Genomic DNA, 22,639 nt, shown 5'->3' on the forward strand with positions numbered 1-22,639 from the left:
TCTCCAATAAAGTTTGTTACTGGTTCAAAGCTGGCAAATCATTTAATGATAGACTCATTAACGCTTTCGCTGTTCAGTTTTCAAAGAGCATTTTGCGCTATCAAGCGCTCCGTTTCTTACTACATAATATGTAGTGGTGCCGGCGATAGGACTTGAACCCACAACCCCCTGATTACAAGTCAGGTGCTCTACCAATTGAGCTACACCGGCATTTGATTTGTTTTCGCTGTGTGCGTTTCGTGTGTGTCCCGCTCACGAGATTTAATATAGCATGTATAATTTTTAAATGCAATAGAAAATCTAAAATAATTTCATTCAGAATAAAAATAAACGTAAAAAAGAGCAGTGGAACTAATCACCACCGCTCTTTTCTTCTATAATATTATCCCGCCCGAAAGCCCTCTCCCAACACTTCTTGAGCAGGGCACAAAATAATGAATGCATCTGGGTCCACCGAGCGAACCATGATTTTCAGCTTGCTCACTTCACTTTGACTGACAACTACCATGAGCACCTTACGCGCGTCTCCGGTATATCCACCAGCACCATCCAGCAAAGTGACACCACGGTCCAAATCATACAAGATGGTTTCTCTCAGCGTCTCGGTTTCATTTGAAATGATATAAGCGACTTTGGATGTATTCCAGCCCATCTGAACAATATCAATCGTCTTGCTGGTCACAAACAATGCGATAAGTGCATACAATGCTTTTTCCGGATCGAATACGATTCCCGCAAACAAGATTACTAGCCCATCAAACACAGCAACACATGCACCCAAGCTAAAACCTGAATATTTGTGGAGGATCTGCGATGCAATCGAAAAACCGCCGGTCGACCCTCTCCCCCGAAACACGATACCAATCCCAAGCCCTACCCCGATTCCTCCATAAATACTGGCCAATAGGAGATTCGTCGTTAACGGCTGTAGGTGACTGGTCAGCATAACGCACAAAGGGAGAATGATCGAACCAACCGCCGCCTTCATACTGTATTGCCGATCAAGAAGTTTAAATCCTAATAGAAACAAAGGGATATTCATTGCCCATTGCACCACTGCCGGAGAAAAACCAAACAAGTTATGCAAAATCGTAGACAGGCCAGAAACGCCTCCGGAAGCAATTTGGTTTGGATTCAGAAACAGATTGAAACTAGTTGCCAATATTAGCGATCCTAGAACCAGCATGCCATATTCGAGCACTTTTCGCTGAGGACTGTTCATCTGGATTGCGGTTCGTCTTTTTCGTGCCACATGGTTCCACTCCTGACATTTTCACGTAAGCAAAATCCGCACATACACTACCATGTTTTGGTGGAAAAGAAAACCCCTATTTCCTCATCCCTCTTATGTAAGATTTACGCATCCTTCCGAAACATGCACACTCACGCCATGAACCGGATAAGATATGGAAGAAAAAGTTGACTGCACACAAAATAAAAAGGATAATTATAATATAGTAATAATTATAATCTAAGAACGGAGTGACCTGTAATGGATCATCATATTGTCAGTGTCACACAACAAGTAAAGCATCTAGGAAAAAGGTTAACCATCCAAAGAAGAGCCGTACTCCTGCTTATGCTTACCACTCGGAAACATCATACAGCCAAAGACGTTTACCATACTTTAAAAAACGAAATGCCAAACATCACACTCTCAACCGTCTACACCAGCCTGCGCTTTTTCGTGAAAATGGGTATTCTCAAGGAGCATGTTCACCACGACTCCCCCAATCAATTTGAATGTATCGTAACCATTGACGACATTCCGTTGCCAAAAGTCATTTAAACGATAAACAAAGAGGTAGCCACCATCTGCGTGGGCTACCTCTTTCATTTGTGCTCAATATTCGTTACTGCGCTGTACTCGTCAGCATTTTTTGTATGACTTCAGCTATTAAAAATCAAAGTTATCCGGGTCTGGACCAACTCGAAGATTTTGGTTCAACGTATGAATCATTTCCATGTCTTCCTTGGACAGTTCAAAATCAAATACGGATGCATTCTCGATGATTCGATGCTCCTTGGTCGATTTTGGAATGGTCACGACTCCATTTTGCAAATCCCAGCGTAAAATGACTTGGGCAACGGACTTCTCGTATTTTTCTGCAATGCCTTTTAGTACTGGATCGTCCAATAGCTGTCCTTGCATAAGCGGAGACCATGCTTCAAATTGAATTTCTTGCTCCTTGCAGTAGGCACGCAGTTCATCTTGGGACAGGCGGGGATGGAATTCCACTTGGTTCACCATCGGCTTAATCTCAGCGTCTTTCAACAGTTCCTCTACATGATGAATGTGGAAATTGCTTACCCCGATAGCTTTTACCAACCCTTTTTTGTACAGCGTCTCCAATGCTCTCCATGCTTCTTTGAACTTTCCTTCTACCGGCCAGTGAATGAGGTACAAGTCCAAGTATTCCAGCCCAAGTTTTTTCAGGCTCGTCTCAAATGCATCCAACGTGGACTCGTACCCCAAATCCGCATTCCATACTTTCGAGGTAACAAAAAGATCTTCTCGAGTGATGCCCGCTTCCTGCAAACCTGCACGGATTCCACGTCCGACACCTTCTTCGTTGTTATAAATGGCGGCTGTATCGATACTGCGGTAGCCGTGCTTGATTGCTGTTTTCACAGCTAGCTCGAGCTCCTGACCTTCCTCTACTTTAAAAACACCCAGACCCAACCAAGGCATTTTTACTCCGTTGTACAGCGTAGTCGTATCTTGCAAATGTTGTGGCATAGCTTGTCTCCTCCATCCTTGTACTCTATGTTAGTATGACTGTCTCCAGTCGCCCAATGTGCTTCATGTCGTTTGACAAGTGTTATTATGAGAGAGACTAACCAAAAGTAAAAGTACGCACTTTTTTGTGTGATAGGCACCAAAAAGTACCTATCATTCAGGAGGAACTCAACAATGAAGAAGAAGTATAACATATCAGTGGAAGCCACACTCGAGGTCATCGGCGGTAAATGGAAATGCGTTATTTTGTGTCACCTGACTCACGGAAAAAAACGGACGAGTGAGTTGAAACGACTAATGCCTGGCATTACGCAGAAGATGCTGACTCAACAACTCAGAGAGCTAGAGGAAGATGGCATCATCAACCGGATCATTTACAATCAGGTTCCGCCAAAAGTGGAGTATGAACTCAGCGAGTACGGCTGGACCTTGAAAAGTATTCTCGATTCGCTCTGCTTATGGGGCGAAAAGCATATCATTAAGGAATACGGCGACAAGTATGCTGTATTGGAAGAAAGTATTTTAAATCAATAACAGAATGAGAGTAGGTGAAGTGGCTTGGGAGCATTCGAAACACCTGTCTTGCGTAAATTGGGGAGCTCAGACCTGATGCTTTCTCCTCTAGGTCTCGGCTGCTGGCAGTTCAGCAATGGACACGGAATGGTCGGGAGGTTTTGGCCTGTCATTGAACCCCACGATGTAGGAAAAATTGTGCAGACGAGTTTGCAAGGGGGCATAAACTGGTTTGATACTGCGGAAGTATACGGCAGAGGTCAATCAGAACAAATGCTAGCGAAGGCCCTAAAAGACGCTGGGACATTAGCTGATTCTGCTTATACTGCGACCAAATGGTGGCCCGTCCTGCGCACCGCAAAGAGCATCGGGAACACGATCGACGAGCGCATTCGTTTGCTCGACAACCGCACCATCCATTTGCATCAAGTCCACCAGCCCTACTCCTTGTCTTCTGTCGCAAGCCAAATGAAAGAAATGGCCAAGCTCGTCAAGCAAGGCAAGATTCAGAACGTGGGCGTCAGTAATTTTTCCGCCAATAGCATGCGAGAAGCCGATCGCGTATTGCGTGAGCATGGTCTGCGTCTCATCTCCAATCAAGTGAAATACAGTCTGCTGGACAGAAGGATCGAACAGAATGGGATTCTGGATACGGCAAAAGAGTTGGGCATTGCCATTATCGCCTACTCTCCGCTTGAGCAAGGGATTCTAAGCGGCAAATTCCATGCAAATCCAGCCCTTGTCCAGTCCATAACAGGTCCCCGAAAATGGACATCAGCCTTTCGTTCCGCTGGGCTAAAAAAGTCTCAGCCGCTCATCACGGTCCTAGAGGAGCTGGCGCACAGATACAATGCATCCGCTACACAAATCGCCCTAAACTGGCTGATTCACGCTCATGGTGAAACGGTCTTTGCGATTCCAGGCGCTTCCAAAGTCCATCATGCAGAGGAAAATGTCAAAGCCATGCGCTTTTCTCTCACATCTTCAGAATTGCAAGAGATCGATATTGTTTCCAAACAAGTCCTAGCCATTCGCAATTAAAAAAGCTGCCGACTTAATCGACAGCCTGAATGGCGTAATCATACACAGCTCTTCCCAGTAATCCTAATGTATTCAGCGCGGCTTGAGCATTTACATCTTTGGATAAGGCCGTAATGGAAAAGCAGCGATTATTCGTATACAGCAAGCCTACATCATGCTGTCTTCCCGTATCCCAGCCCGATTTACACGGCAGCTCCCATGCAGGATGATTGGATTCTTCCTGACTCGGCAATCGGGACGGAAGACCATTACGGACTTGCTGCTTTTTCATGATGCCGATCATCTCTTTACAGGCACGCTGAGATAGATAACTGCCTGTTGCCATTTTACCTAGCATACTCGCAACATCCCCAGCGGTTATCCGATTGTTTTCTGTGATGTCGAGTGGATAAATCATCAGCTTGCGAGAATAATAGCTTCGTCGCATACCCAAATCAATCATTGTCTGGTCGACCTGCGCTTTTCCTACCAAATCAATCAGCATATTCGTCGCCGTATTGTCGCTCTGAATAATCATGAGAGTCACCAAGTCGCGAATCGTAAGCTTCAAGCCAGGAGAGAGCGCGTACAAAATGCCCGAGCCTCCCACCAAATCCTCTTGGCGTAGAGCAAGCTGATCATCCAATCGAAACTGCCCCTGCTCACTTGCCGCGAAAACGGCTGCCATGATTGGCACTTTAATCACACTCTCCGCAATAAACAGCTCGTCTGGTACATGTTCAAAACGGGTCCCTTTAGCTGAACCCTGTTCCTCCACAACGACTCCCCAAGTCCCCTCCGCTTGTCCGATAATGGCCGACAACCTTTTTTCCAACTCCACAGCTTTCCTTCCCTTCTTCCGTTGGCTCGTAGTTTCTTGCCGCTCTCCCTTTATCATACAATTCCGAAAATGAATCAGACAAGAGAGGGTAGCTGTCCAAGAATCGTTTATCCATCCTGAACTTGGCAATAATACGTAAGATAAACCTGCAGACAAGGTGAGAAATCATGCAGAACTCCGATAAGATTGGCACCCGCCAATTTGTCATCCTCGTAACATTCATCACCATAGGAGATTCCATCCTGATCTTACCTTCCGTACCAGCGACTGAAGCGAGTCACGATGGATGGCTATCAGGAATGATAGGCATAGTGCTGGGGCTAGCCATCGTATACCTGTTCTGTGTAATCGGTCGTATTTATCCCGAACAAACGCTGATTGAAAAGAACAGGCTCATTTTTGGACGTTGGCTCGGCACCTTCTTTTCCCTCTTCTTTTTGGGGGCTGTGTTAATTAACGGCGCTATCTATATACGGACGATTGGGGAATTCATGACCACGCATATCATGAAAGCAACACCCATCGAAGCTGTCATGTTTTTACTCGTTGCCTGTGCAATATTCGCTGTTCGATTAGGCCTTGAAACTATCGCACGGACTAGCGAAATCTTTTTCCTCTGGTTTGTCTTTACGTTCGTTTCGTTTTTTCTTTTGTTAAGCCCTCAGTTCCAATTCGAGAACCTTTTACCCTTTTTGGAAAATGGCATAAAGCCCGTTATAAGAGGAGTATTTTCAGTCACCGCTTTTCCCTTCTCGGAGCTGGTTATTTTTCTCATGATTACTCCACTCCTCGATGTACACCAAAAGCTCACGTCTGCTTTTTTGCGTGGAGCCATTTATGGTGGCGTTTGTTTACTTGCCATTATTTTCATGTCGCTTTTGGTACTCGGCCCGGAAATGGTTTCCCGTGAGACCTTCCCGAGCTACTCCCTCGCCAAACGAGTCCATGTAGGAGAATTCTTTCAAAGGCAGGAAGCGATGATGGCTCTCATGTGGTTTGTCTCCATCTATTTCAAAGTGGTTCTGTACATGTATGGCTTCTGCGTGGGTATAAAGCAGCTTCTCCATTTAAAGGAGCATCAGGTGCTCACCTTGCCCATTTGCATCTTATTTGTCGCCATCGCGATTATCATCATTCCAAACGGAGCTTATTTATATGAGACATATACATTTTGGCCATTCTTTGATCTAACAAAAGGCTTCTTGTATCCGCTACTCCTCGTCGTGGGCTACTGGATACGGAAGCAAATGAACAACAAGCCGACCACCCTACAAAAGTAAGGTGTCGGCTTGTTGTAAGCTTACAGTAATTGTTTGATAGCAGTCACTCGCTCTACATCCACGTACCGAAGAGCCTGTCCCTCTTCTCGTACCGCCGATCCAAAATGGACTTCTTTGACACCTGTACGTTTCACGAGGTCTCCCACGTTTGCCAGTGATAATCCGCTGCCTGCCAAAATGGTAAGCTGTGTGTTCTCTGTCAGCTTGACGAGTTGCTCGATGCAATCAGCTCCATCGATGGCCGTTTTTTTGCCCCCAGAAGTAAGGATGGTACGGACCTGGGGATATTCCAGAAGAATACGCGCTGCTTCCATTTGATCGACAGCATCATCAAAAGCACGGTGGAACGTCACATTCAATGCACCTGACTCGCCAAGCAACAGCTCCAATCCCCGCTGATCGAGCCGATTTTCTGGAGTCAGCATGCCAAAAACTACTCCTGCTGCCCCAAGCTCACGAATGATCCGTACATCCTGCCGCATGACCGCAAGTTCCTCTGCTGTATAGCAAAACGATTGACTATGCGGTCGCACCATGACGTTTACCGGGATGGAAACCGCCTTAACCACTGCTTCAATCAATCCCCAACTCGGAGTAATGCCGCCCTCCAAAATTCCCGAGATGAGCTCCAGCCTATCAGCTCCGCCTTGCTCCGCACGTTTTGCATCCTCTACTGACGTCGCAATCACTTCCACTAGCATGATTCTTCGCCTCCGTTTATTAGCATTTGTTCAAGACAAAAACCGGTCGTTTCTCCCCTACCACCAACTGATTGTCATTTTTAATAGCTTTTGGTGCCAACGCATGCAGTCGGTCGATGGTTTCTTGGTTATCATACTGAATCTGCTCCAAGATCGAGGCGATAATAAGCGGCCATACTAATTCAGAACCATTGAGTACCTTAAGCGAGAAGCTGAGTCTCTCTTTTTTCAAAGCAAAGCCGTATACGCCCATCGCTCCGCCTTTTGCGATAATATTTTCATCCATTAAAAGCGCTGTGCAGATGAAGTTGTGACTGGCAATGATCTCGGGACTTCCCGTCATCCAGCCTGTCACTCTCACTACTGCCTCACGCGTCTTGTGAGCCTCGATCAAATCCGGGCAAGCGAGCTTCAGATATGCTATCGCCAGGTTCTTGAGCGGCAGCGCAAAAACTGGGAAGCCACAGCCATCGACGCTTAGCTGAATCTGTTCTTTTGGATAGTCAGCCAGGTTGGCAAACACCTCCACTGCCTCCTGTTGCGCTGGATGCTCAGCTTTGTAGTAATCATGAGTGGAATATCCTTGATCCTTCGACAGTGCCAAATATCCCAAATGCTTCCCCGCACAGTTGTGAAAAAGCCTGCGTTTTTCTATGCCTTGGGACAAGCAAGCAAACTTCGGCTCCTCGTTTAGCGGATAAGTCGGGCAAGTGAGCAATTCGTCTTCCTGGATGCCCGTCTTTCGTAAAATCGACTCCAAGCTTTCCATATGATAGACTTCACCACGATGTGAGGCCGCAAAGAGTGCTGCTTCCCTGTTATTCAGTCCGAATTTTTCATCAATTTTACGTTTGGCGATGGGAATGGCTTGAAAGGGCTTAGCTGCGGAGCGCAATAAGGTGATATGGTTCTCATCTCCTGCCCGATAAACCACCTCTCCTTTTTCATTCACGCCGCACACGATGCCGTTATGTACGTTCTCCAGAATGCCGCCACGATATTCTTCCACGAATGGGACATCTCTCATCAAAATCACCCACTCCACTCCATGTTGATCGATTATGAAAAAACACTAGCAGTAGCACCCGCCATCCGTCAATCATTTTCCAAACGATAATCCCCCACTTCGGTGCTGAGTATTGTATAATGTCTCAAGGTGCCCATTTGGGTGCCGTAAAATAAGAAATCCGTGCATCTGCACGGGAGAGGTTCGCGAACTCCCTCTATAAAAAACTAAGCCAGATAACAGTACCTTTCTTTGGTATTGTTATTGTTTTTTGCAGGAAAGTTCAAGAACTCTCTTTCTTCCAATTCAATCAAGAGGAGATGGAGAGCAATGAAAAAGGAAAAAGCCGTTGTTGTCTTTAGCGGAGGTCAGGACAGCACTACCTGCCTGTTTTGGGCGAAAGAGCAATTCGGCGAAGTAGAAACCCTCACGTTTGATTACGGGCAGCGACACAAGCTGGAGATCGAGTGCGCCGAGCAAATTGCCGCAGAACTCGGCGTCAACAACACCGTATTGGACATGAGCCTGTTAAACCAGCTCGCGCCCAATGCACTCACCCGCACAGATATTGACATTACCCAGGAAGAAGGCCAAATGCCATCCACATTCGTCGACGGACGCAACTTGTTGTTCCTTTCCTTTGCGGGCGTTTTCGCCAAGCAACGAGGAGCACGTCACTTGGTTACCGGTGTATGCGAAACGGATTTTAGCGGCTATCCCGACTGCCGTGACGCCTTTATCAAATCATTGAATGTGACATTGAATCTGTCGATGGACTATCCGTTTGTGATTCACACGCCGCTCATGTGGCTGAACAAAGCACAAACGTGGAAGCTGGCGGACGATCTGGGTGCCTTCACCTACATTCGCGAAAATACCCTCACCTGCTATAACGGTATCAAAGGAGACGGCTGCGGCGAATGCCCTGCCTGCCACCTGCGAAAAGCCGGACTGGACACTTATCTTTCCGAAAAAAATCAACCTGGAGAACAAGCCTGATGAGCGCGAACTTTGATTTTCGTATCGTTGATCGCATGCAGGCACTGGGTACCCATATTCAAAAATCACAGCTTCGCTACCATAACAAACGCGTTTTGGTGAGCAAGGAATTTACTTTTGACGCTGCACATCATCTGCACGCGTATGAAGGAAAGTGCAAAAACCTCCACGGCCATACGTATACCGTCGTATTTGGCATCAGTGGCTTTCCGGACGAGATCGGACTCGTCATCGATTTTGGTGACATCAAGCAAATCTGGAAGGAACACATCGAACTTTATTTGGATCACCGCTATCTGAATGAAATGCTCCCTCCGATGAATACCACCGCCGAAAACATGGTCGTGTGGATTTTCGAAGAGATGGAAGAACAATTGCAGTCGGATGCCTACCGTGATCGCTACAACGGCGCTCGGGTGGAGTTTGTTCGCCTGTTCGAGACACCGACCAGCTATGCTGAGGCAAGACGGGAGTGGATGATAGAATGATCCCGGTCTTGGAAATATTCGGCCCTACGATTCAGGGCGAAGGAATGGTTATCGGACAAAAAACGATGTTTGTGCGAACAGCTGGCTGTGACTATCGTTGCAACTGGTGTGATTCCGCTTTTACATGGGATGGATCTGCCCGTGATGAAATCCAGCAAATGTCGCCCGAGGCCATCTGGGAGGAGCTCACTCGTTTGGGCGGGAACCGTTTTTCCCATGTCACGATCTCTGGAGGCAATCCTGCGCTTTTGGCTGGCATCGGCGACTTACTCGCCCTATTGAAGGAACATGGCATTCGCACAGCAGTCGAAACACAAGGCAGCAAGTGGCAAGCATGGCTTCCACTGATTGACGACATTACGATCTCACCGAAGCCGCCTAGTTCCGGGATGGAAACAGATTTTCAAGCGCTTGATCGAATTGTACACGAGCTTTTGGAACAAAAACATCCAGGACTTAGCCTGAAAGTGGTTGTTTTCGACGACGCCGATTTTGCCTATGCACGCAACATTCATCAGCGTTTTCCAGAGGTACCTTTCTACTTGCAGCCAGGAAACAGTGATCTGTCGGACGCTGATACACCTCGGCTTCGGGATAAGCTTTTAGAGAGCTTTGAATGGCTGATCGATCAGACGATGGCGACACCTGACATGAATGACGCGAAGGTTCTTCCCCAACTACATGCGCTTGTCTGGGGCAATAAACGAGGCGTCTAAACGATATTTTACTCTCATCGAAGAAAAGAGGACTGTACTATATGGCACACCAACAAGAACGCGATTTATCCTCCCTCACTCTTTTGGGGAATCAAGGAACGACGTACAACTACTCCTATGACCCGAGCGTACTGGAGTCTTTTGACAACAAGCATCCGTACCGCGATTATTTCGTAAAATTCAACTGCCCGGAATTCACCAGCCTGTGCCCGATAACTGGCCAGCCAGACTTTGCGACGATTTATATCAGCTACATTCCCGACATCAAAATGGTAGAAAGCAAATCGCTCAAGCTGTATCTGTTCAGCTTCCGCAATCACGGCGATTTCCACGAGGATTGCGTCAATGTCATCATGAACGACTTGATCAAGCTGATGGACCCGCGCTACATCGAGGTATGGGGCAAGTTCACTCCGCGCGGCGGTATCTCGATCGATCCATATTGCAACTACGGGAAACCGGGGACGAAGTACGAGGAGATGGCGAGCCATCGGATGATGAATCATGATATGTATCCGGAAAAAGTGGATAATCGGTAGAGAATGATGAGTGAAAAACCCTTATTTTATAAGGGTTTTCTTTTTTACATCGTTCGGTTTTGGGCAAACGCACAGATTCACACTTCAATGCTCCATATATTTCTAGTTCCGCACGTGATATTCCCAGTCCCCTTAACCTTTGCGTTCATCTCAGACAGGTGTTGTTTTTACATGCAAGTCGCCTATAATTCTTGTAAAATCATCAAAATTCGTCATATTATATGAAATTTTTACATTTTTCTCCTTGTAAGATATTTACTTTTCTAAATTTATCTATTAATATTTTCTTGTGGTTAAAATATCAAATATTGGGAGGTTTTGAGATGAAGAAATTATTCACAGGTTTATTTGCTCTAACCCTAGTTTTTGGTTCAACAACCGGAGCTTTTGCAGCTACTATTTCAGAAAAAGAACCTAACGATTCCTGGGAACAAGCACAATCTATCACAATTGGCTCAACAGTCAAAGGTGTTGGAGATGAAGATAGATTTTCATTTGTTGCTAGTAAATCTGGTACTGTTACCCTTAAAACAACATTCAATGGCGAACCTCATACTCATTTCTCAGGAGTTTACGACGACCAAATGAATAGCATAGGCCAGTCTTCTTTTGGAGGCAGCATAACTTTCAATGTTGTGGCTGGAAAGACCTATAAGTTAGTTCAATTCGAAATGTTCTCTAATACCCCATATACTTTCACACTCAGCTATAATTAATTTAACGCAAATTTGATTATAAAAATTCCTGAGCTTGGTAAATGCCATTCTCAGGAATTTTTTTGTCGGCATTACTAAATGCTTCCCTTCACTGGCATCAGATCATTTCGTTCATACCAAACAAATTTCATTTTTACTTTCCTGCTAGTATGTCTAGCAAGTGGTCCACCCCTCCACGGTATCATTTACATATAACCCCCTCATTATATTAAGGGAGGTTCTAGTGGATATTTCCCTTTACTTATTTGTTGCCTTCGCTTTGGCTCAACTTACGAATAGAATCTACAGATACAAACTCACTCGGTACAACCTTGATTGCTTTGGAAAACACTGTTGTGATTTTATTCACTGTATTGGCCATTCTTTTTCTGTGTGGCTATCTTCAAAGTGGCATATGTGCATAATTACTGCTGTTCCAAACATGCTGCCCTCTCCTCAAACACCTAATTATCCTTCTTTCCTCTGTAACTATCCTATCCAGGTGAAGTCGGTTTAATCGCCAGATAGGAGCTGTATCAGTTGTAGGTGGAATGGGGTGCACCAAGATTCATTGCGGCGCATGCGGATTGTGCTATGGTTGAGGCAGGCACAGAGTTGACCGTACTGAAGAACGGTGACGGTCGCTTCGATTCATCCGGTTACATCGATGTGACTACTCGGAGAAAGTCGTGTGAGACACGAAAAACCCTTATTTGATAAGGGTTTTTCTTATTTTTCAACTTGGAAATCAAGGTCATGATTGTTGGTGTGATTCTACTCCTTCTGCTACGTTTTAGTGCGGAAGGAGGTGATTACCATGACCAAGCATCTGTATTTCTACGCAAGTTTCGAAGATGCAGCGCGACTCAATCGGGAGTTGATTCAGCTCGGCTACAGAAATTACTATCTGGAACCACATGAACACCTAGTAGCTTTTGTTTTCGAACCAGTGACCGAAATAAGTCAAGCGATCTTGAAACACTTGTTTCATGCTGATGGTCCGTCACAACTAGAAAACTAACTTTTCAGTACTGGTGCTCCTCATTTGAGGGGCATCGGTACCTCCATTTACACTATCGTTCATCTTATGTTCATGTTCAACGATTACACTTACAAACGTAGTCAAAAGAAATGAACAGGAGATGATCTTACGTGTTAGCAGCAGCCGTGATTTTTATAAATCTTGCTCTCATTGCCTATACGATTGGGGTATGGAGCGAAAAACGTACAGGAGAGCTAAAGTTAAAACACCTTATCTTTTTTGGTCTTGGCTTAGCATTCGATACGATCGGAACTACGTTTATGAAATTGCTTGCTGAGAACTCCAGTTTAAATTTGCATGGCATTACTGGGTTGATCGCTCTGATCTTGATGTTTTTCCATACAGTGTGGGCCTGTGTCGTCCTATGGAAAAAGAAAGAACATCAAATCAAGCAGTTCCATAAATTTAGCTTGATCGTATGGATTTTATGGCTTGTGCCTTATTCCATTGGCGTCGCTTTAAGCTTTATGAAATAGGAATGCTCTCTATTACGCACCGAGCGAAGGGGCAGCGCTCCCTACACAGGAAAAGGCAACCACCTACGCTTCCAATAAAAAAATCAGAAACGCCACGTATGGTGAAGAAATCTGGGTGTCGCTTACCTCACCTATTCCAGCCGGATGGGTTATCGTTAGAAGTTTAGGAACGCAGAATCTAATCAGGAATGTGAACGGTGCTTCTTATGGTACGGAGATAGAGGTGATGCTCGCCTCGCCTATTCCAATCGGATGGGTCATGGTTCGAGCCTTTGGAGGATCGAATGTAATCAGAAATGTTAATAATGCTTCGTACGGCACGGAGGTAGAAGTGATGCTCGCTTCGCCTATCCCAAAAGGATGGATCATTGTCAGTTCAGGTGGAAATTCGAAAGTGATCAGGAAAGTTGGCTAAAACAAAGCGCACATGGCATGCATCTAGTCCGCAGGCTGACGTCGAATTGCAATCGGCATCAGCTTGGGGCTTTTCTTTATTTCAATTACCGTTTTGTTCCATCATCGAAACCCATCATAAATTTCCATCAATCGTGGAATTATAAGGGAAGCAAACGTTCTAAGGAGGCCATTGATGAGCACGTTTTACGAGAAATATGGTGGGGAAGATACCGTCGCAAAAGTAGTGGACTACTTTTATGATTTAGTTTTAGCTGATGATACCGTGAACCACTTTTTCAAAAACACGGATATGGAAAAGCAGCGTAGACACCAAACAAAGTTCATCAGCTATGCCCTCGGTGGTCCGAATCAATATACGGGACTGTCCATGGCAAAGGTTCACGAAGGGATGAATCTGCAACCCATTCATTTTGATGCCATCGTTACGCATTTGCGTGCTGCCCTGACTCACTTTGGTGTCAGCGAAGAAGATATTGCCGATGCTCTCGGCAAAGTAGAGTCACTACGAGATGATATTTTGTATAAATAACGGAGTATCAAAACGCCTGTTGTAATGGTTCAGGGAACCCTTTCCGTTCCCGGACCAGAGCCAACAAACAGACTGACACCTCGACCAAGTAGAATTCGTTTCTCTCAGTGGCCCTTCGTTTTCGATTGGCCATTTTTGGTTTTTTCCTACACATTTTGTAAAAAGAGTAGCAACTCTATTTCCTTCCATACGTATATGATACGAGTAACATTTGAACACTGGAGGAAGATTCGAAAATGGATAATCAATATTTTGTTGGTTGGGGTACATTGGCCCTCATCAACGCTGGACTAGCTCAAGGAAAAAATCGTAGCGGTCTTAATTGGTTTTTTCTCTCTTTATTGCTCGGCCCTATCGCAACGCTAATCATTGTAGTTTGGGAAAAATTGCCTGAGCAGAAAGACTTGTCACAGTGAGCATTTGATAAGGAGGCACGCATGATGCAAATCCGAAATGTACAAGAGCAAGACTACCTCAAAGTTATTACGGTCCTCAACGACTGGTGGGGTGGGCGACAAATGTCTGATATGTTACCCAAGCTGTTTTTTGTCCATTTTCAGTCAACGAGCTTTATTGTTGAGGAGAATGGAGAAGTTATCGCTTTCCTCATCGGCTTCTTGTCCCAGACGTACCCTGGAGAAGCTTACATTCACTTCGTTGGGGTACATCCGGACAAACGAAAGGATGGGTGGGGCCGCGATTTATACCACCATTTCTTTCAAACTGTAAAACAAAAAGGATGCGATACGATTCGATGCATTACCTCTCCTGTTAATAAAGGCTCAATCTCCTTCCACACGAAGCTAGGTTTTGCGGTTGAAAAAGGGGATGCATTGGTGGATGGAATTGCTGTGACTTCTAATTATGCTGGAAAAGGAAACGACCGGGTTTCGTTTGTTAAAAAGATTTAATCTTATTGAAACGTTTTATCCTTTTAAACGTAATTACAGTTAAATTATCCAACAAATACCAGGTGGTTCTCATGCTTAAAGCACTTGGTTTTGGCGCTGCTTTGCAGTTTCTCTGTATGATCATAGCAATAACGACGGGGAACATCGATCAAGCTGGCAATTATGCTGAGTACCTTGCATTTCACTAGCTGGATTAATGGTTTATAACGCCCTTAGCGCCCCCTCAGCCTATTACAAAGAACATGAAGTGCAAGATTATAAAAGCAGATGGAAATGGACCTTTTATTTCCTGCTCGCCTCTGTTCCCAGTGGCATGTTTGCTGTCATCTTTTTCAGCTTCTTTGCTTAATTCCTTTTGCTTCACAAGCTTCTCTTTTCATTTACGTAACCAACAAGCACCATTTCACGTACTAATCAATAGCCACACAAAAGTAATCTTTCACGTGGAAGGATGCGGTCTGATTTGAAAAGCGTAAAAGAAATATGGGGCTGGACCAAAACGTTGGGCATCTCCCTTTCACTCGCAATGCTGGTAAACATATTTGTTCTCCAACCATTTAAAGTGAATGGACAATCGATGGAGCCCACTTTGCAAAACGAAGAACGCATCTATGTGTCGAAATTGTCCCACACCTTCTCTTATCTCCCTGAGTACAACGATATTGTCGTGATCGACAGCCGTGTAGACCGGGATCGTTCGTTAGAAGATGACATCCTTGAAAATCCTCTACTCATGCTCGCCATTGGGAAAAACGATGCCAAAACATTCTGGGTAAAACGAGTCATTGGTAAACCTGGCGATACTCTGGAGTTTAAGAACGAGATCGTGTATCGGAATGGACAGCCGTTAAACGAGCCGTACATAAAAGAAAAGATGGTCAACGTACCTGATGGCAAAATCGTCATACCGGAAAATCATGTGTTTGTAATGGGAGATAATCGTAACAATAGCGATGATAGTAGAGTCATTGGCGTGATTCCTCTCGATCATATCATGGGGAAACAACTGTTTTAATCAGATGAGAGCCATCTACTTTGGCAAGTTATTGAGCTCATAGACGAATGTCCGTTTCGAAACGCCTGGCAACCGCATTTACTAGTGATAAATGAAGGCAAAGGGGCGTTTCTTGATGAGCTCTCAGCACTCTCATTCATTACGCTTTATACGATTTGCCGATCGGCCCGGGCATTTTCATGGGTATGACACACTGACAAGCATTTCGGGTCGTCATCGTCACCGAATACGTGGCAGAACTTCGCCCCCAGAAGGAATGAGAGATCAGCATGTCCATTATTACGAAGGAACCACTACGTTTAATGATGGACATGTGCATCACTACATGGGATGGACGGGTCCACCTATTCCGCTGCCGGACGGAAGTCATTACCACGAGTTTTCAGGGCAAACCACTTATGATGACAGGCACACTCATTACTACCGAGGTGTAACCAGTGAAGCTCTATCTTAAGTGAAAACGGCTGTTCCTCTCCGGAGCAGCCGTTTTTCTTCTTCTTATTTTTCCAACTCTGACGCCAACGGACAGTCCAATGTATACAGGTTGCGATATCTTGGATTGTCCTGATACAACTGCTCATGTGTCCCTCGCATTGAGATGCTTCCCTGCTCCATAAAAATGACCTCGTCCATTTGCTCTACACCGCTCAAGTGGTGAGTCACCCAAATCAATGTTTTCCCGTGCAAGACACGGAAGACCGTTGCCATCAGATCGCGTTCAGTCAACGGATCTAATCCCACCGTCGGCTCATCAAGGAGAACAATTGGCTTGTTCTGCAGCAAAATCCGGGCAAGGGCTATACGCTGCCTTTCTCCGCCAGAGAAGCGCAGACCGGTTTCCTGCATCCTTGTTTGATAACCGTCTGGTAGGGATTCAATCAACTGATCCAGACCGACTTGAGCTGTCACAGCACGAACTTCTTCATCGGACGCATCGGATCGACCGAGTCTGATGTTATTGGCTACGGTTGTGTCAAACAAATACGGCTGTTGATTCAACACGGAAAACAAACCAGCAGAAGCCTCTTCTGACTGGACAGGCTGCCCATTTACAGTCACCTGACCTGCTTCTGGCTGTATGGCACCTCGAATCAAGTTCAGTATCGTGGATTTACCAGCTCCACTGCGACCGAGCAACGCAATTTCCCCCCCTTGAGGCACCTCAAAAGACACGTCCTGCACACTCCAATTGCTGGCTTGTGAGTAGCGAAAATGAACATGATCCAGCTTCAAACTGCCTCCAGCTTGATCTGCCACCTTTTCCGTCTGAGCTTCTACAATGGATGGACGACTGTCCTCGATCTCCCGAAGCCGCCCCAGAGACTCCCTGTATTCTGGCATACGCACAACAGCGTCAGAAATCCGAGCAAACGCATCCATCAACGGAAATGCGACCAGCCCAATCGCAGCAATCAACGTAACAGGAATCTGATTCGCAGTGGCAAGTCCGCCTGCCCAGATGACCAGTAAGACAATGGCTCCCCCGATTGCACACTGGGACATCCACTGTACTCGCCATTCTCCGCGTCGAATGGAGTTTTCAATCTGGGCAGTGGACTTTTGTCGTCTTGTAAACAACTGGAGAAACTGCTGCGTACGACCACTGAGAATCCAGTCACTCATACCAAAAACAGTATCAGTCAGCTCACGGTACGCTGCCTGTCTCTCTTGTTTGAACCGACGACTCTTGGCAATGGATGCCCACAAGACGAATGCGGGTGCAACAAACAGCAGAAAACCACAGTACAACGCCATTAATAGCGCGAACATCCCGTCCATTCTTCCCAGGGCCACAATACCTGCCGCGTAGAGGAGTACCGCCGAGACGGCTGGCAGCACAAAGCGCAGATAGACGTTCTGTATTTGTTCGATATCATCCGCTAGTACACCAAGCAAATCTCCCGTACGAAAACGAGTGCCCAGGAGCTGCGCTTGCGGCTCGATAGCCTTGTACAAACGCACACGCATACGCGACAACACACGCAATGCTGCATCGTGTCCAACCAAGCGCTCCAGGTATTGAATGACTGCTTTGCTAAAGCCAAAAGCCCGGACCAGTACGATAGGAACATAGACCATTAAGACGTTTTCAGGCTTGAGTGCGGAACGGGAGATCAGATAGCCGGACGTATAAAGCAAAGCGCCCGCACATGCCACTGCCAAGGTTCCCAGCAAAGCCGCTGCGGCAAACTGCCAGAAAAACTGGCGAAAGTATGGAAGAAACCACCCCTGATTGCCTTCTCGCGCTTCCTTCATCCTTTCTCCCCCTTGGCACCAGCTGTCAACAGCCGATAAAATACGCCTTTTTGTGCAACGAGCTGTTCATAGGTGCCCGCTTCTACCAGTTGTCCCTGATCAATTACCCAAATCCAATCCATGTCTCGCATCCAATGCAAACGATGTGTGGCCAAAAATACACGTCTGTCCCCCAACACTGAGAGCATGATTTGTTTTAGCTCCCATTCCGTTTCAATATCTAAGTGAGCAGTCGGCTCGTCGAGCAAAATCACTAGTCGGTTGCCAAGCAGCGCACGTCCCAATGCAACCCGCTGTGCCTGTCCGCCGCTTAACGTGCGGCCCCCTTCGCCAATGATCTCGTCACAGCCATTTGGCAAGCTGTCTACCAGCTCTCCCAGACCGACATCACGAATCACCTGCTCCACCAGTTCCTGCGTCGCTTCAGGCTCATAGAAGCGAATGTTATCCGCCAACGATTGACTGAATAAATACGGGTGCTGTGGAATGTAAGCGATTTGCCGCTGCCACTCCTGTTTCGCATCCCCCGTAATGGGTTGCCCATCTACTTGTAGCACGCCAGCTTCAGGATCAGAAAAGCCGCCTAGCACTCCGAGAAGAGTTGATTTTCCAGCTCCGCTCGCCCCAACAATGCCTACTCTTTTCATGTTGCTGTCCAATTCCGCAGATACCTCACCCAGTACCTGTCTTCCATCCTCACCGACGACACGAATATGGGACAAAGTAATCGTTCCATCCAATACGCCTGTCAGAGATGCCCGGTTATCCGTTGCTTGTTTTTCCTCCCTGTGTTCATCCGGAGCGCCATGATCAATAATGGTACGAATAGTCCCCAACGCTTCCTTGCCATCCAATGAGGCATGATAGTCCGATCCCAGCATCCGCACAGGCAAAAAGTATTCCGGCGCAAGAATCAGGATGACCAATGCCGTTTCAAATCCAAAGTTCCCTTCGATCAGCCGCAACCCAAGACCGACTGCCACAAACGCAACCGACAGCATGCTGAAAAAGTCGAGTGCCAAAGATGACAAGAAGGCGACACGCAACGTACGCATCGTAGCAGATCGATATTGATCGCTCACTCTTCCGACGGTCTCCCCATGGTCTTTGCTGCGTCCCAAAAACCGGAGCGTTTCCAGCCCGCGAAGCGAATCGGTGAAATGATGGGATAGCATTCGATACGAACGCCATTGTTTGTCTGCTTGTTTACGCGCCGCCAGACCGAGTACAATAAAAAATCCGATGAGAACAGGCATCGTTACCGTCAGGATCAGTCCAGAAATAACATCTTGCATGTAGACAAATACCAGAAGTGGAAACGTAACAAAAACCATATCCAGCGTGCGCGGAACAGACAACTCTAGGTAGGTACGTACACGATCAACACCTTCCAGGACAAGCGTAACAAGCTTTCCGCTTCCTTCGCTGGCGGCAAAACGTGGACCATGCTCGAACAATCGGGATAAAACTCGTTGTTGCAAAGACTCACTGGAAGCTTCGGCAAAACCGCCAGCGACTTTCTTTTGAAGCCAAACGATGGTATGACGAGCAGCTATCATGACCAAAAACAGTGCAAGCGGCTGGTACGCCATCTGGACCGCTTGACCTTCAAACAATATCGCGATTGATCTCGCCAAAAGCAGTGCCTGACCGATAATCGCCGCGCTTTGCAGGAAGGAAAGACCGGCTAGCAGCAGCATAACCGGTCGGATTCCCTGTAAGCGGAACAATTCCTTGTCCATTAGTACTCCAAATGATCCTTTTCAGTGACTCGTTTGTGGAAAACGAAGTAGCTCCAAGCCTGATAGGCTAGTACAAACGGTAAAAGCACTGCTGCAACAATGGTCATTGCTTTTAACGTATATGGACTCGAAGCTGCATTATAGAGGGTCAAATCAAACGCACTATCAATCGTGCTGACCATCACCCGTGGGAACAAACCAATGAACATCGAGACGAACGTCAACAGGATCATCGCACCTGTCATCCCGAAAGCCCATCCTTCCCTGCCTTGTCTCAAGAAGTGACGAGCCAGTACAAAAGCGATCACACCTAAGAGTACGGCTACTGTCAGCAGAACCCCCTGACGCTCAAACAGATCGGTTACCATGAATGTCCACCCTATAAGTACCGCCATGAGAACCGCTTGCATCGGCAACAGCTTCGCTGCCAGTACACGTGATTTTTCACGTAGCTCGCCTACTGTGCGCAGCGAGATGAAGTTGAGACCGTGCAACAAGCATAGTCCCGTTACTGTCAGACCTGCCCACACCGAGTATCCATTCACAATGTCAGAGAAGCCTGCAATCATTTCCATATTTTGATCAATCGGCACACCTTTCACCAGGCTGGCAAAGATCATTCCGAACAACATCGGCGGTACAAAGCTTCCAATCAGTATCGCTACGTCCCACGTCTTTTTCCAAGCCTCGCCTTTCCCCTTGCCTCTAAATTCAAATGCCACCCCGCGTCCAATCAACGCAAGCAAAATCAGCGTAAGCACGAGATAATACCCGCTAAACATCGTGGAATACCACTCTGGAAACGCTGCAAACATCGCACCAGCGGCTGTAATCAGCCAAACTTCATTGGCATCCCAGAACGGTCCAATCGTATTAATCAGAACCCGGGTTTGCAAATCATTTCGTGATAGCAGGCGCGTCGCCATACCGACACCAAAGTCGAAGCCTTCGAGAAAGAAAAATCCGGTAAACAGAACGGCAATGAGTAGGAACCACAGTTCATTAAGCTCCATAACGTTCACTCCTTACACGATCAAATGGATCCTGAACCTGTAAATCCTCTACATCCTCATGACTATCCATATCCGGTCCTTTTTTGGCCACACGAGCAAACAGATAAGCCAAGAGGCAGAGCAGGATTAGATAAATAGTCGTGAAGGCGATAAGAGAGAACCATACCTCTCCTGTGCTAACGCTTGGCGAAACCGAATCTTCAACACGCAGTAGCCCGAATACCGTCCAAGGCTGGCGACCTACCTCCGTCATGATCCACCCTGCCGAGTTTGCGATGAATGGTAAGGAGATACCCGCAACCATTAGCTGCATGAACCGCTTGTTTGGCTGTTCCAGCTTTTTGCGGAAAGTCAGATATACCCCGTACAGAGCCAGCAAAATCATTGCACTACCGCCAGCCACCATGATGCGGAAGCTCCAGAAAGTCGTCCGAACCGGTGGAATGTAGTTTCCTGGTCCATAGGTTTGCTCATACTCTGCCTGCAATTCCAACATGCCCGGTACAGAACCTGAAAGTGAGTTGTACGTCAGGACACTAAGCAAATAAGGAATTTTGATTTCAAAACCGTTTTCTTGTTTTTCCGGATCAATCGTTGCAAAAACCGTCCAAGGAGCTGGGTCCGAGCTTGTTTCCCACAGCCCTTCACTCGCTGCCATTTTCATCGGTTGGGTAGCAACCAAATACTGCGCTTGACCATGACCGAATTGAGCAATAGCAAGCGAGGAAATCAATGCTACCACGATCGCGATTTTGAACGATTGTACAAAGAATGTAACATCTTGTTTTTTCAACAGCTTCCATGCACTGATACCTGCTACCAAGAAGGCACCGGTCGCAAATGCCGCAAATACGGTATGCGGGAATTCATATAGTAATTGTCCGTTGGTAAGAAGGGCGAAGAAATCGACCATCTCTGCACGTCCGTTATTAATAGCGAAGCCGACTGGCTGCTGCATAAACGAGTTGGCTGCCAAAATCCAAAGGGCCGAAAGAATCGTTCCGATCGATACGAGCCAAATACATGCGAGATGCACACCTTTGGACAAACGATCCCAACCGAACACCCATAGTCCTATAAAAGTCGATTCGAGGAAGAATGCTAAGAGGGCCTCAATCGCTAGCGGTGTTCCAAATACGTCGCCGACGAATCGTGAGAAATCGGACCAGTTCATCCCAAATTGGAACTCCTGCATAATCCCTGTCACGATACCAACAGCAAAATTTATGAGCAAAAAGGTTCCCCAAAACTTGGCCATTTTTTTGTACAAGTCATTCTTTTTTACTACATACATCGTTTCCATAATGGCTACTAACAATGACAGCCCGATGGAAATCGGCACAAAAACAAAATGAAAGATGGTTGTTATCGCAAATTGAAGTCGTCCCAAATCCACTATATCCATGTAAAAGATCCCTTTCTATTCGCGTTTTGGCCTTTATGTACCGGAAGCATACCAGTGGGGTAACCAGCATTTATTACGACTTTGTGAAAAAATTCACAAATATATGTGAAAAAATTCACAATAGATTCCCTCTCGTGTAACCCCCTTTTCGTCTTCGTGAGAGAGTTTTTTGTTTTACCCTGTATATTCCCGGTCATGTATAATTGTAGCAGGACTTTTGACCCTAGAGGGTGTCCGATTCGTTACATGATTTTTAACAGTCTGTGACTGTTTAGGATTTTCCCTTGATTTGAGC

General features: G+C 46.3%; 25 protein-coding genes, 1 tRNA gene and 1 riboswitch. Of the genes, 16 read left to right on the plus strand and 10 right to left on the minus strand.

The features are described from left to right. Positions 1–134: 134 nt before the first annotated feature. A tRNA-Thr gene (locus tag ACFYU8_RS28105) sits at positions 135–210 on the minus strand. Between the two features lie 172 nt (positions 211–382). Beyond that, positions 383–1,252 (minus strand): YitT family protein, encoded by an 870-nt coding sequence (locus tag ACFYU8_RS28110; RefSeq protein WP_390306137.1) that lies wholly within the window; start codon positions 1,250–1,252, stop codon positions 383–385. 240 nt (positions 1,253–1,492) lie between these two features. Between ACFYU8_RS28110 and ACFYU8_RS28115 the strand changes: the two genes are divergently transcribed. Further along, positions 1,493–1,789, plus strand: a complete 297-nt coding sequence (locus ACFYU8_RS28115) for a Fur family transcriptional regulator (RefSeq protein WP_390306134.1) — start codon at positions 1,493–1,495, stop codon at positions 1,787–1,789. A 108-nt stretch (positions 1,790–1,897) separates the two neighbouring features. On the opposite strand, the gene ACFYU8_RS28120 is transcribed toward ACFYU8_RS28115, so the two are convergent. Then, positions 1,898–2,740, minus strand: coding sequence for an aldo/keto reductase (locus ACFYU8_RS28120; protein WP_390306132.1), 843 nt, complete (start codon positions 2,738–2,740; stop codon positions 1,898–1,900). A 174-nt stretch (positions 2,741–2,914) separates the two neighbouring features. Here ACFYU8_RS28120 and ACFYU8_RS28125 point away from each other — a divergent pair, with 174 nt between their 5' ends. Together ACFYU8_RS28125 and ACFYU8_RS28130 are read left to right on the plus strand one after the other, a co-directional pair. Next, complete coding sequence (locus ACFYU8_RS28125; RefSeq protein ID WP_047074085.1) at positions 2,915–3,274, plus strand: winged helix-turn-helix transcriptional regulator; 360 nt, start codon at positions 2,915–2,917, stop codon at positions 3,272–3,274. A gap of 75 nt (positions 3,275–3,349) precedes the next feature. Further along, positions 3,350–4,294 carry an aldo/keto reductase gene (locus ACFYU8_RS28130; protein ID WP_390306143.1) on the plus strand — a complete coding sequence of 315 codons (945 nt, stop codon included), beginning with the start codon at positions 3,350–3,352 and terminating at the stop codon, positions 4,292–4,294. A 13-nt stretch (positions 4,295–4,307) separates the two neighbouring features. On the opposite strand, the gene ACFYU8_RS28135 is transcribed toward ACFYU8_RS28130, so the two are convergent. Then, positions 4,308–5,114, minus strand: a complete 807-nt coding sequence (locus ACFYU8_RS28135; protein ID WP_390306130.1) for a serine hydrolase — start codon at positions 5,112–5,114, stop codon at positions 4,308–4,310. Positions 5,115–5,281: 167 nt separating this feature from the next. On the opposite strand from ACFYU8_RS28135, the gene ACFYU8_RS28140 reads away from it, so the two are divergent. Next, positions 5,282–6,394, plus strand: coding sequence for a GerAB/ArcD/ProY family transporter (locus ACFYU8_RS28140; RefSeq protein ID WP_390306128.1), 1,113 nt, complete (start codon positions 5,282–5,284; stop codon positions 6,392–6,394). A gap of 20 nt (positions 6,395–6,414) precedes the next feature. Here ACFYU8_RS28140 and ACFYU8_RS28145 read toward each other — a convergent pair whose 3' ends face one another. Together ACFYU8_RS28145 and ACFYU8_RS28150 are read right to left on the minus strand one after the other, a co-directional pair. Continuing rightward, entirely contained in the window at positions 6,415–7,095 is a 681-nt protein-coding gene (locus ACFYU8_RS28145; protein WP_390306125.1) for a copper homeostasis protein CutC, read from the minus strand. Positions 7,096–7,114: 19 nt separating this feature from the next. Beyond that, on the minus strand, positions 7,115–8,122 hold the full coding sequence (locus tag ACFYU8_RS28150) for an asparaginase (protein WP_390306141.1): 1,008 nt from the start codon (positions 8,120–8,122) through the stop codon (positions 7,115–7,117). 172 nt (positions 8,123–8,294) lie between these two features. Further along, positions 8,295–8,338, plus strand: a riboswitch (PreQ1 riboswitch). Between the two features lie 93 nt (positions 8,339–8,431). Between ACFYU8_RS28150 and queC the strand changes: the two genes are divergently transcribed. From queC to ACFYU8_RS28210, 12 genes are all read left to right on the plus strand, one after another. Continuing rightward, positions 8,432–9,100, plus strand: a complete 669-nt coding sequence (gene queC / locus ACFYU8_RS28155; protein WP_390306123.1) for a 7-cyano-7-deazaguanine synthase QueC — start codon at positions 8,432–8,434, stop codon at positions 9,098–9,100. After that, positions 9,100–9,588 (plus strand): 6-carboxytetrahydropterin synthase QueD, encoded by a 489-nt coding sequence (gene queD / locus ACFYU8_RS28160; protein WP_390306121.1) that lies wholly within the window; start codon positions 9,100–9,102, stop codon positions 9,586–9,588. The genes queC and queD overlap by 1 nt, the downstream gene beginning before the upstream one ends. Next, entirely contained in the window at positions 9,585–10,304 is a 720-nt protein-coding gene (queE, locus tag ACFYU8_RS28165) for a 7-carboxy-7-deazaguanine synthase QueE (RefSeq protein WP_390306119.1), read from the plus strand. The genes queD and queE overlap by 4 nt, the downstream gene beginning before the upstream one ends. A gap of 41 nt (positions 10,305–10,345) precedes the next feature. Then, positions 10,346–10,843 (plus strand): preQ(1) synthase, encoded by a 498-nt coding sequence (queF, locus tag ACFYU8_RS28170; protein ID WP_007729714.1) that lies wholly within the window; start codon positions 10,346–10,348, stop codon positions 10,841–10,843. Between the two features lie 323 nt (positions 10,844–11,166). Further along, positions 11,167–11,559, plus strand: coding sequence for a hypothetical protein (locus ACFYU8_RS28175; protein WP_390306117.1), 393 nt, complete (start codon positions 11,167–11,169; stop codon positions 11,557–11,559). Between the two features lie 796 nt (positions 11,560–12,355). Further along, entirely contained in the window at positions 12,356–12,559 is a 204-nt protein-coding gene (locus ACFYU8_RS28180) for a hypothetical protein (protein WP_390306115.1), read from the plus strand. Between the two features lie 131 nt (positions 12,560–12,690). After that, the gene (locus ACFYU8_RS28185) at positions 12,691–13,056 is read left to right on the plus strand and encodes an HsmA family protein (protein WP_390306113.1); all 366 of its coding nucleotides are present in this window, start codon (positions 12,691–12,693) and stop codon (positions 13,054–13,056) included. 589 nt (positions 13,057–13,645) lie between these two features. Beyond that, entirely contained in the window at positions 13,646–14,002 is a 357-nt protein-coding gene (locus ACFYU8_RS28190; protein WP_390306110.1) for a group I truncated hemoglobin, read from the plus strand. A 236-nt stretch (positions 14,003–14,238) separates the two neighbouring features. Beyond that, a complete protein-coding gene (locus ACFYU8_RS28195) occupies positions 14,239–14,418 on the plus strand; it encodes a hypothetical protein (protein ID WP_390306108.1) in 180 nt (59 codons plus the stop codon). Between the two features lie 24 nt (positions 14,419–14,442). Then, positions 14,443–14,913: a GNAT family N-acetyltransferase gene (locus ACFYU8_RS28200; protein WP_390306139.1), complete on the plus strand. Its 471-nt coding sequence runs from the start codon at positions 14,443–14,445 to the stop codon at positions 14,911–14,913. Between the two features lie 451 nt (positions 14,914–15,364). Further along, the gene (gene lepB / locus ACFYU8_RS28205; protein ID WP_390306106.1) at positions 15,365–15,928 is read left to right on the plus strand and encodes a signal peptidase I; all 564 of its coding nucleotides are present in this window, start codon (positions 15,365–15,367) and stop codon (positions 15,926–15,928) included. Positions 15,929–16,043: 115 nt separating this feature from the next. Next, positions 16,044–16,382: a YmaF family protein gene (locus ACFYU8_RS28210; protein WP_391365917.1), complete on the plus strand. Its 339-nt coding sequence runs from the start codon at positions 16,044–16,046 to the stop codon at positions 16,380–16,382. 44 nt (positions 16,383–16,426) lie between these two features. On the opposite strand, the gene cydC is transcribed toward ACFYU8_RS28210, so the two are convergent. The 4 genes from cydC to ACFYU8_RS28230 are packed head-to-tail and all read right to left on the minus strand — an operon-like array spanning position 16,427 to position 22,344. Further along, a complete protein-coding gene (cydC, locus tag ACFYU8_RS28215; protein ID WP_390306101.1) occupies positions 16,427–18,184 on the minus strand; it encodes a thiol reductant ABC exporter subunit CydC in 1,758 nt (585 codons plus the stop codon). Further along, a complete protein-coding gene (gene cydD / locus ACFYU8_RS28220) occupies positions 18,181–19,926 on the minus strand; it encodes a thiol reductant ABC exporter subunit CydD (RefSeq protein ID WP_390306099.1) in 1,746 nt (581 codons plus the stop codon). The genes cydC and cydD overlap by 4 nt, the downstream gene beginning before the upstream one ends. Beyond that, positions 19,926–20,939, minus strand: coding sequence for a cytochrome d ubiquinol oxidase subunit II (gene cydB / locus ACFYU8_RS28225; RefSeq protein WP_390306097.1), 1,014 nt, complete (start codon positions 20,937–20,939; stop codon positions 19,926–19,928). Before cydB ends, cydD begins: the two co-directional genes overlap by 1 nt. Beyond that, a complete protein-coding gene (locus ACFYU8_RS28230) occupies positions 20,929–22,344 on the minus strand; it encodes a cytochrome ubiquinol oxidase subunit I (protein WP_390306095.1) in 1,416 nt (471 codons plus the stop codon). The genes cydB and ACFYU8_RS28230 overlap by 11 nt, the downstream gene beginning before the upstream one ends. Positions 22,345–22,639: the final 295 nt, after the last annotated feature.

Source organism: Brevibacillus sp. NPDC003359 (genome assembly GCF_042878995.1).
In the GTDB taxonomy this organism is placed as follows: domain Bacteria; phylum Bacillota; class Bacilli; order Brevibacillales; family Brevibacillaceae; genus Brevibacillus.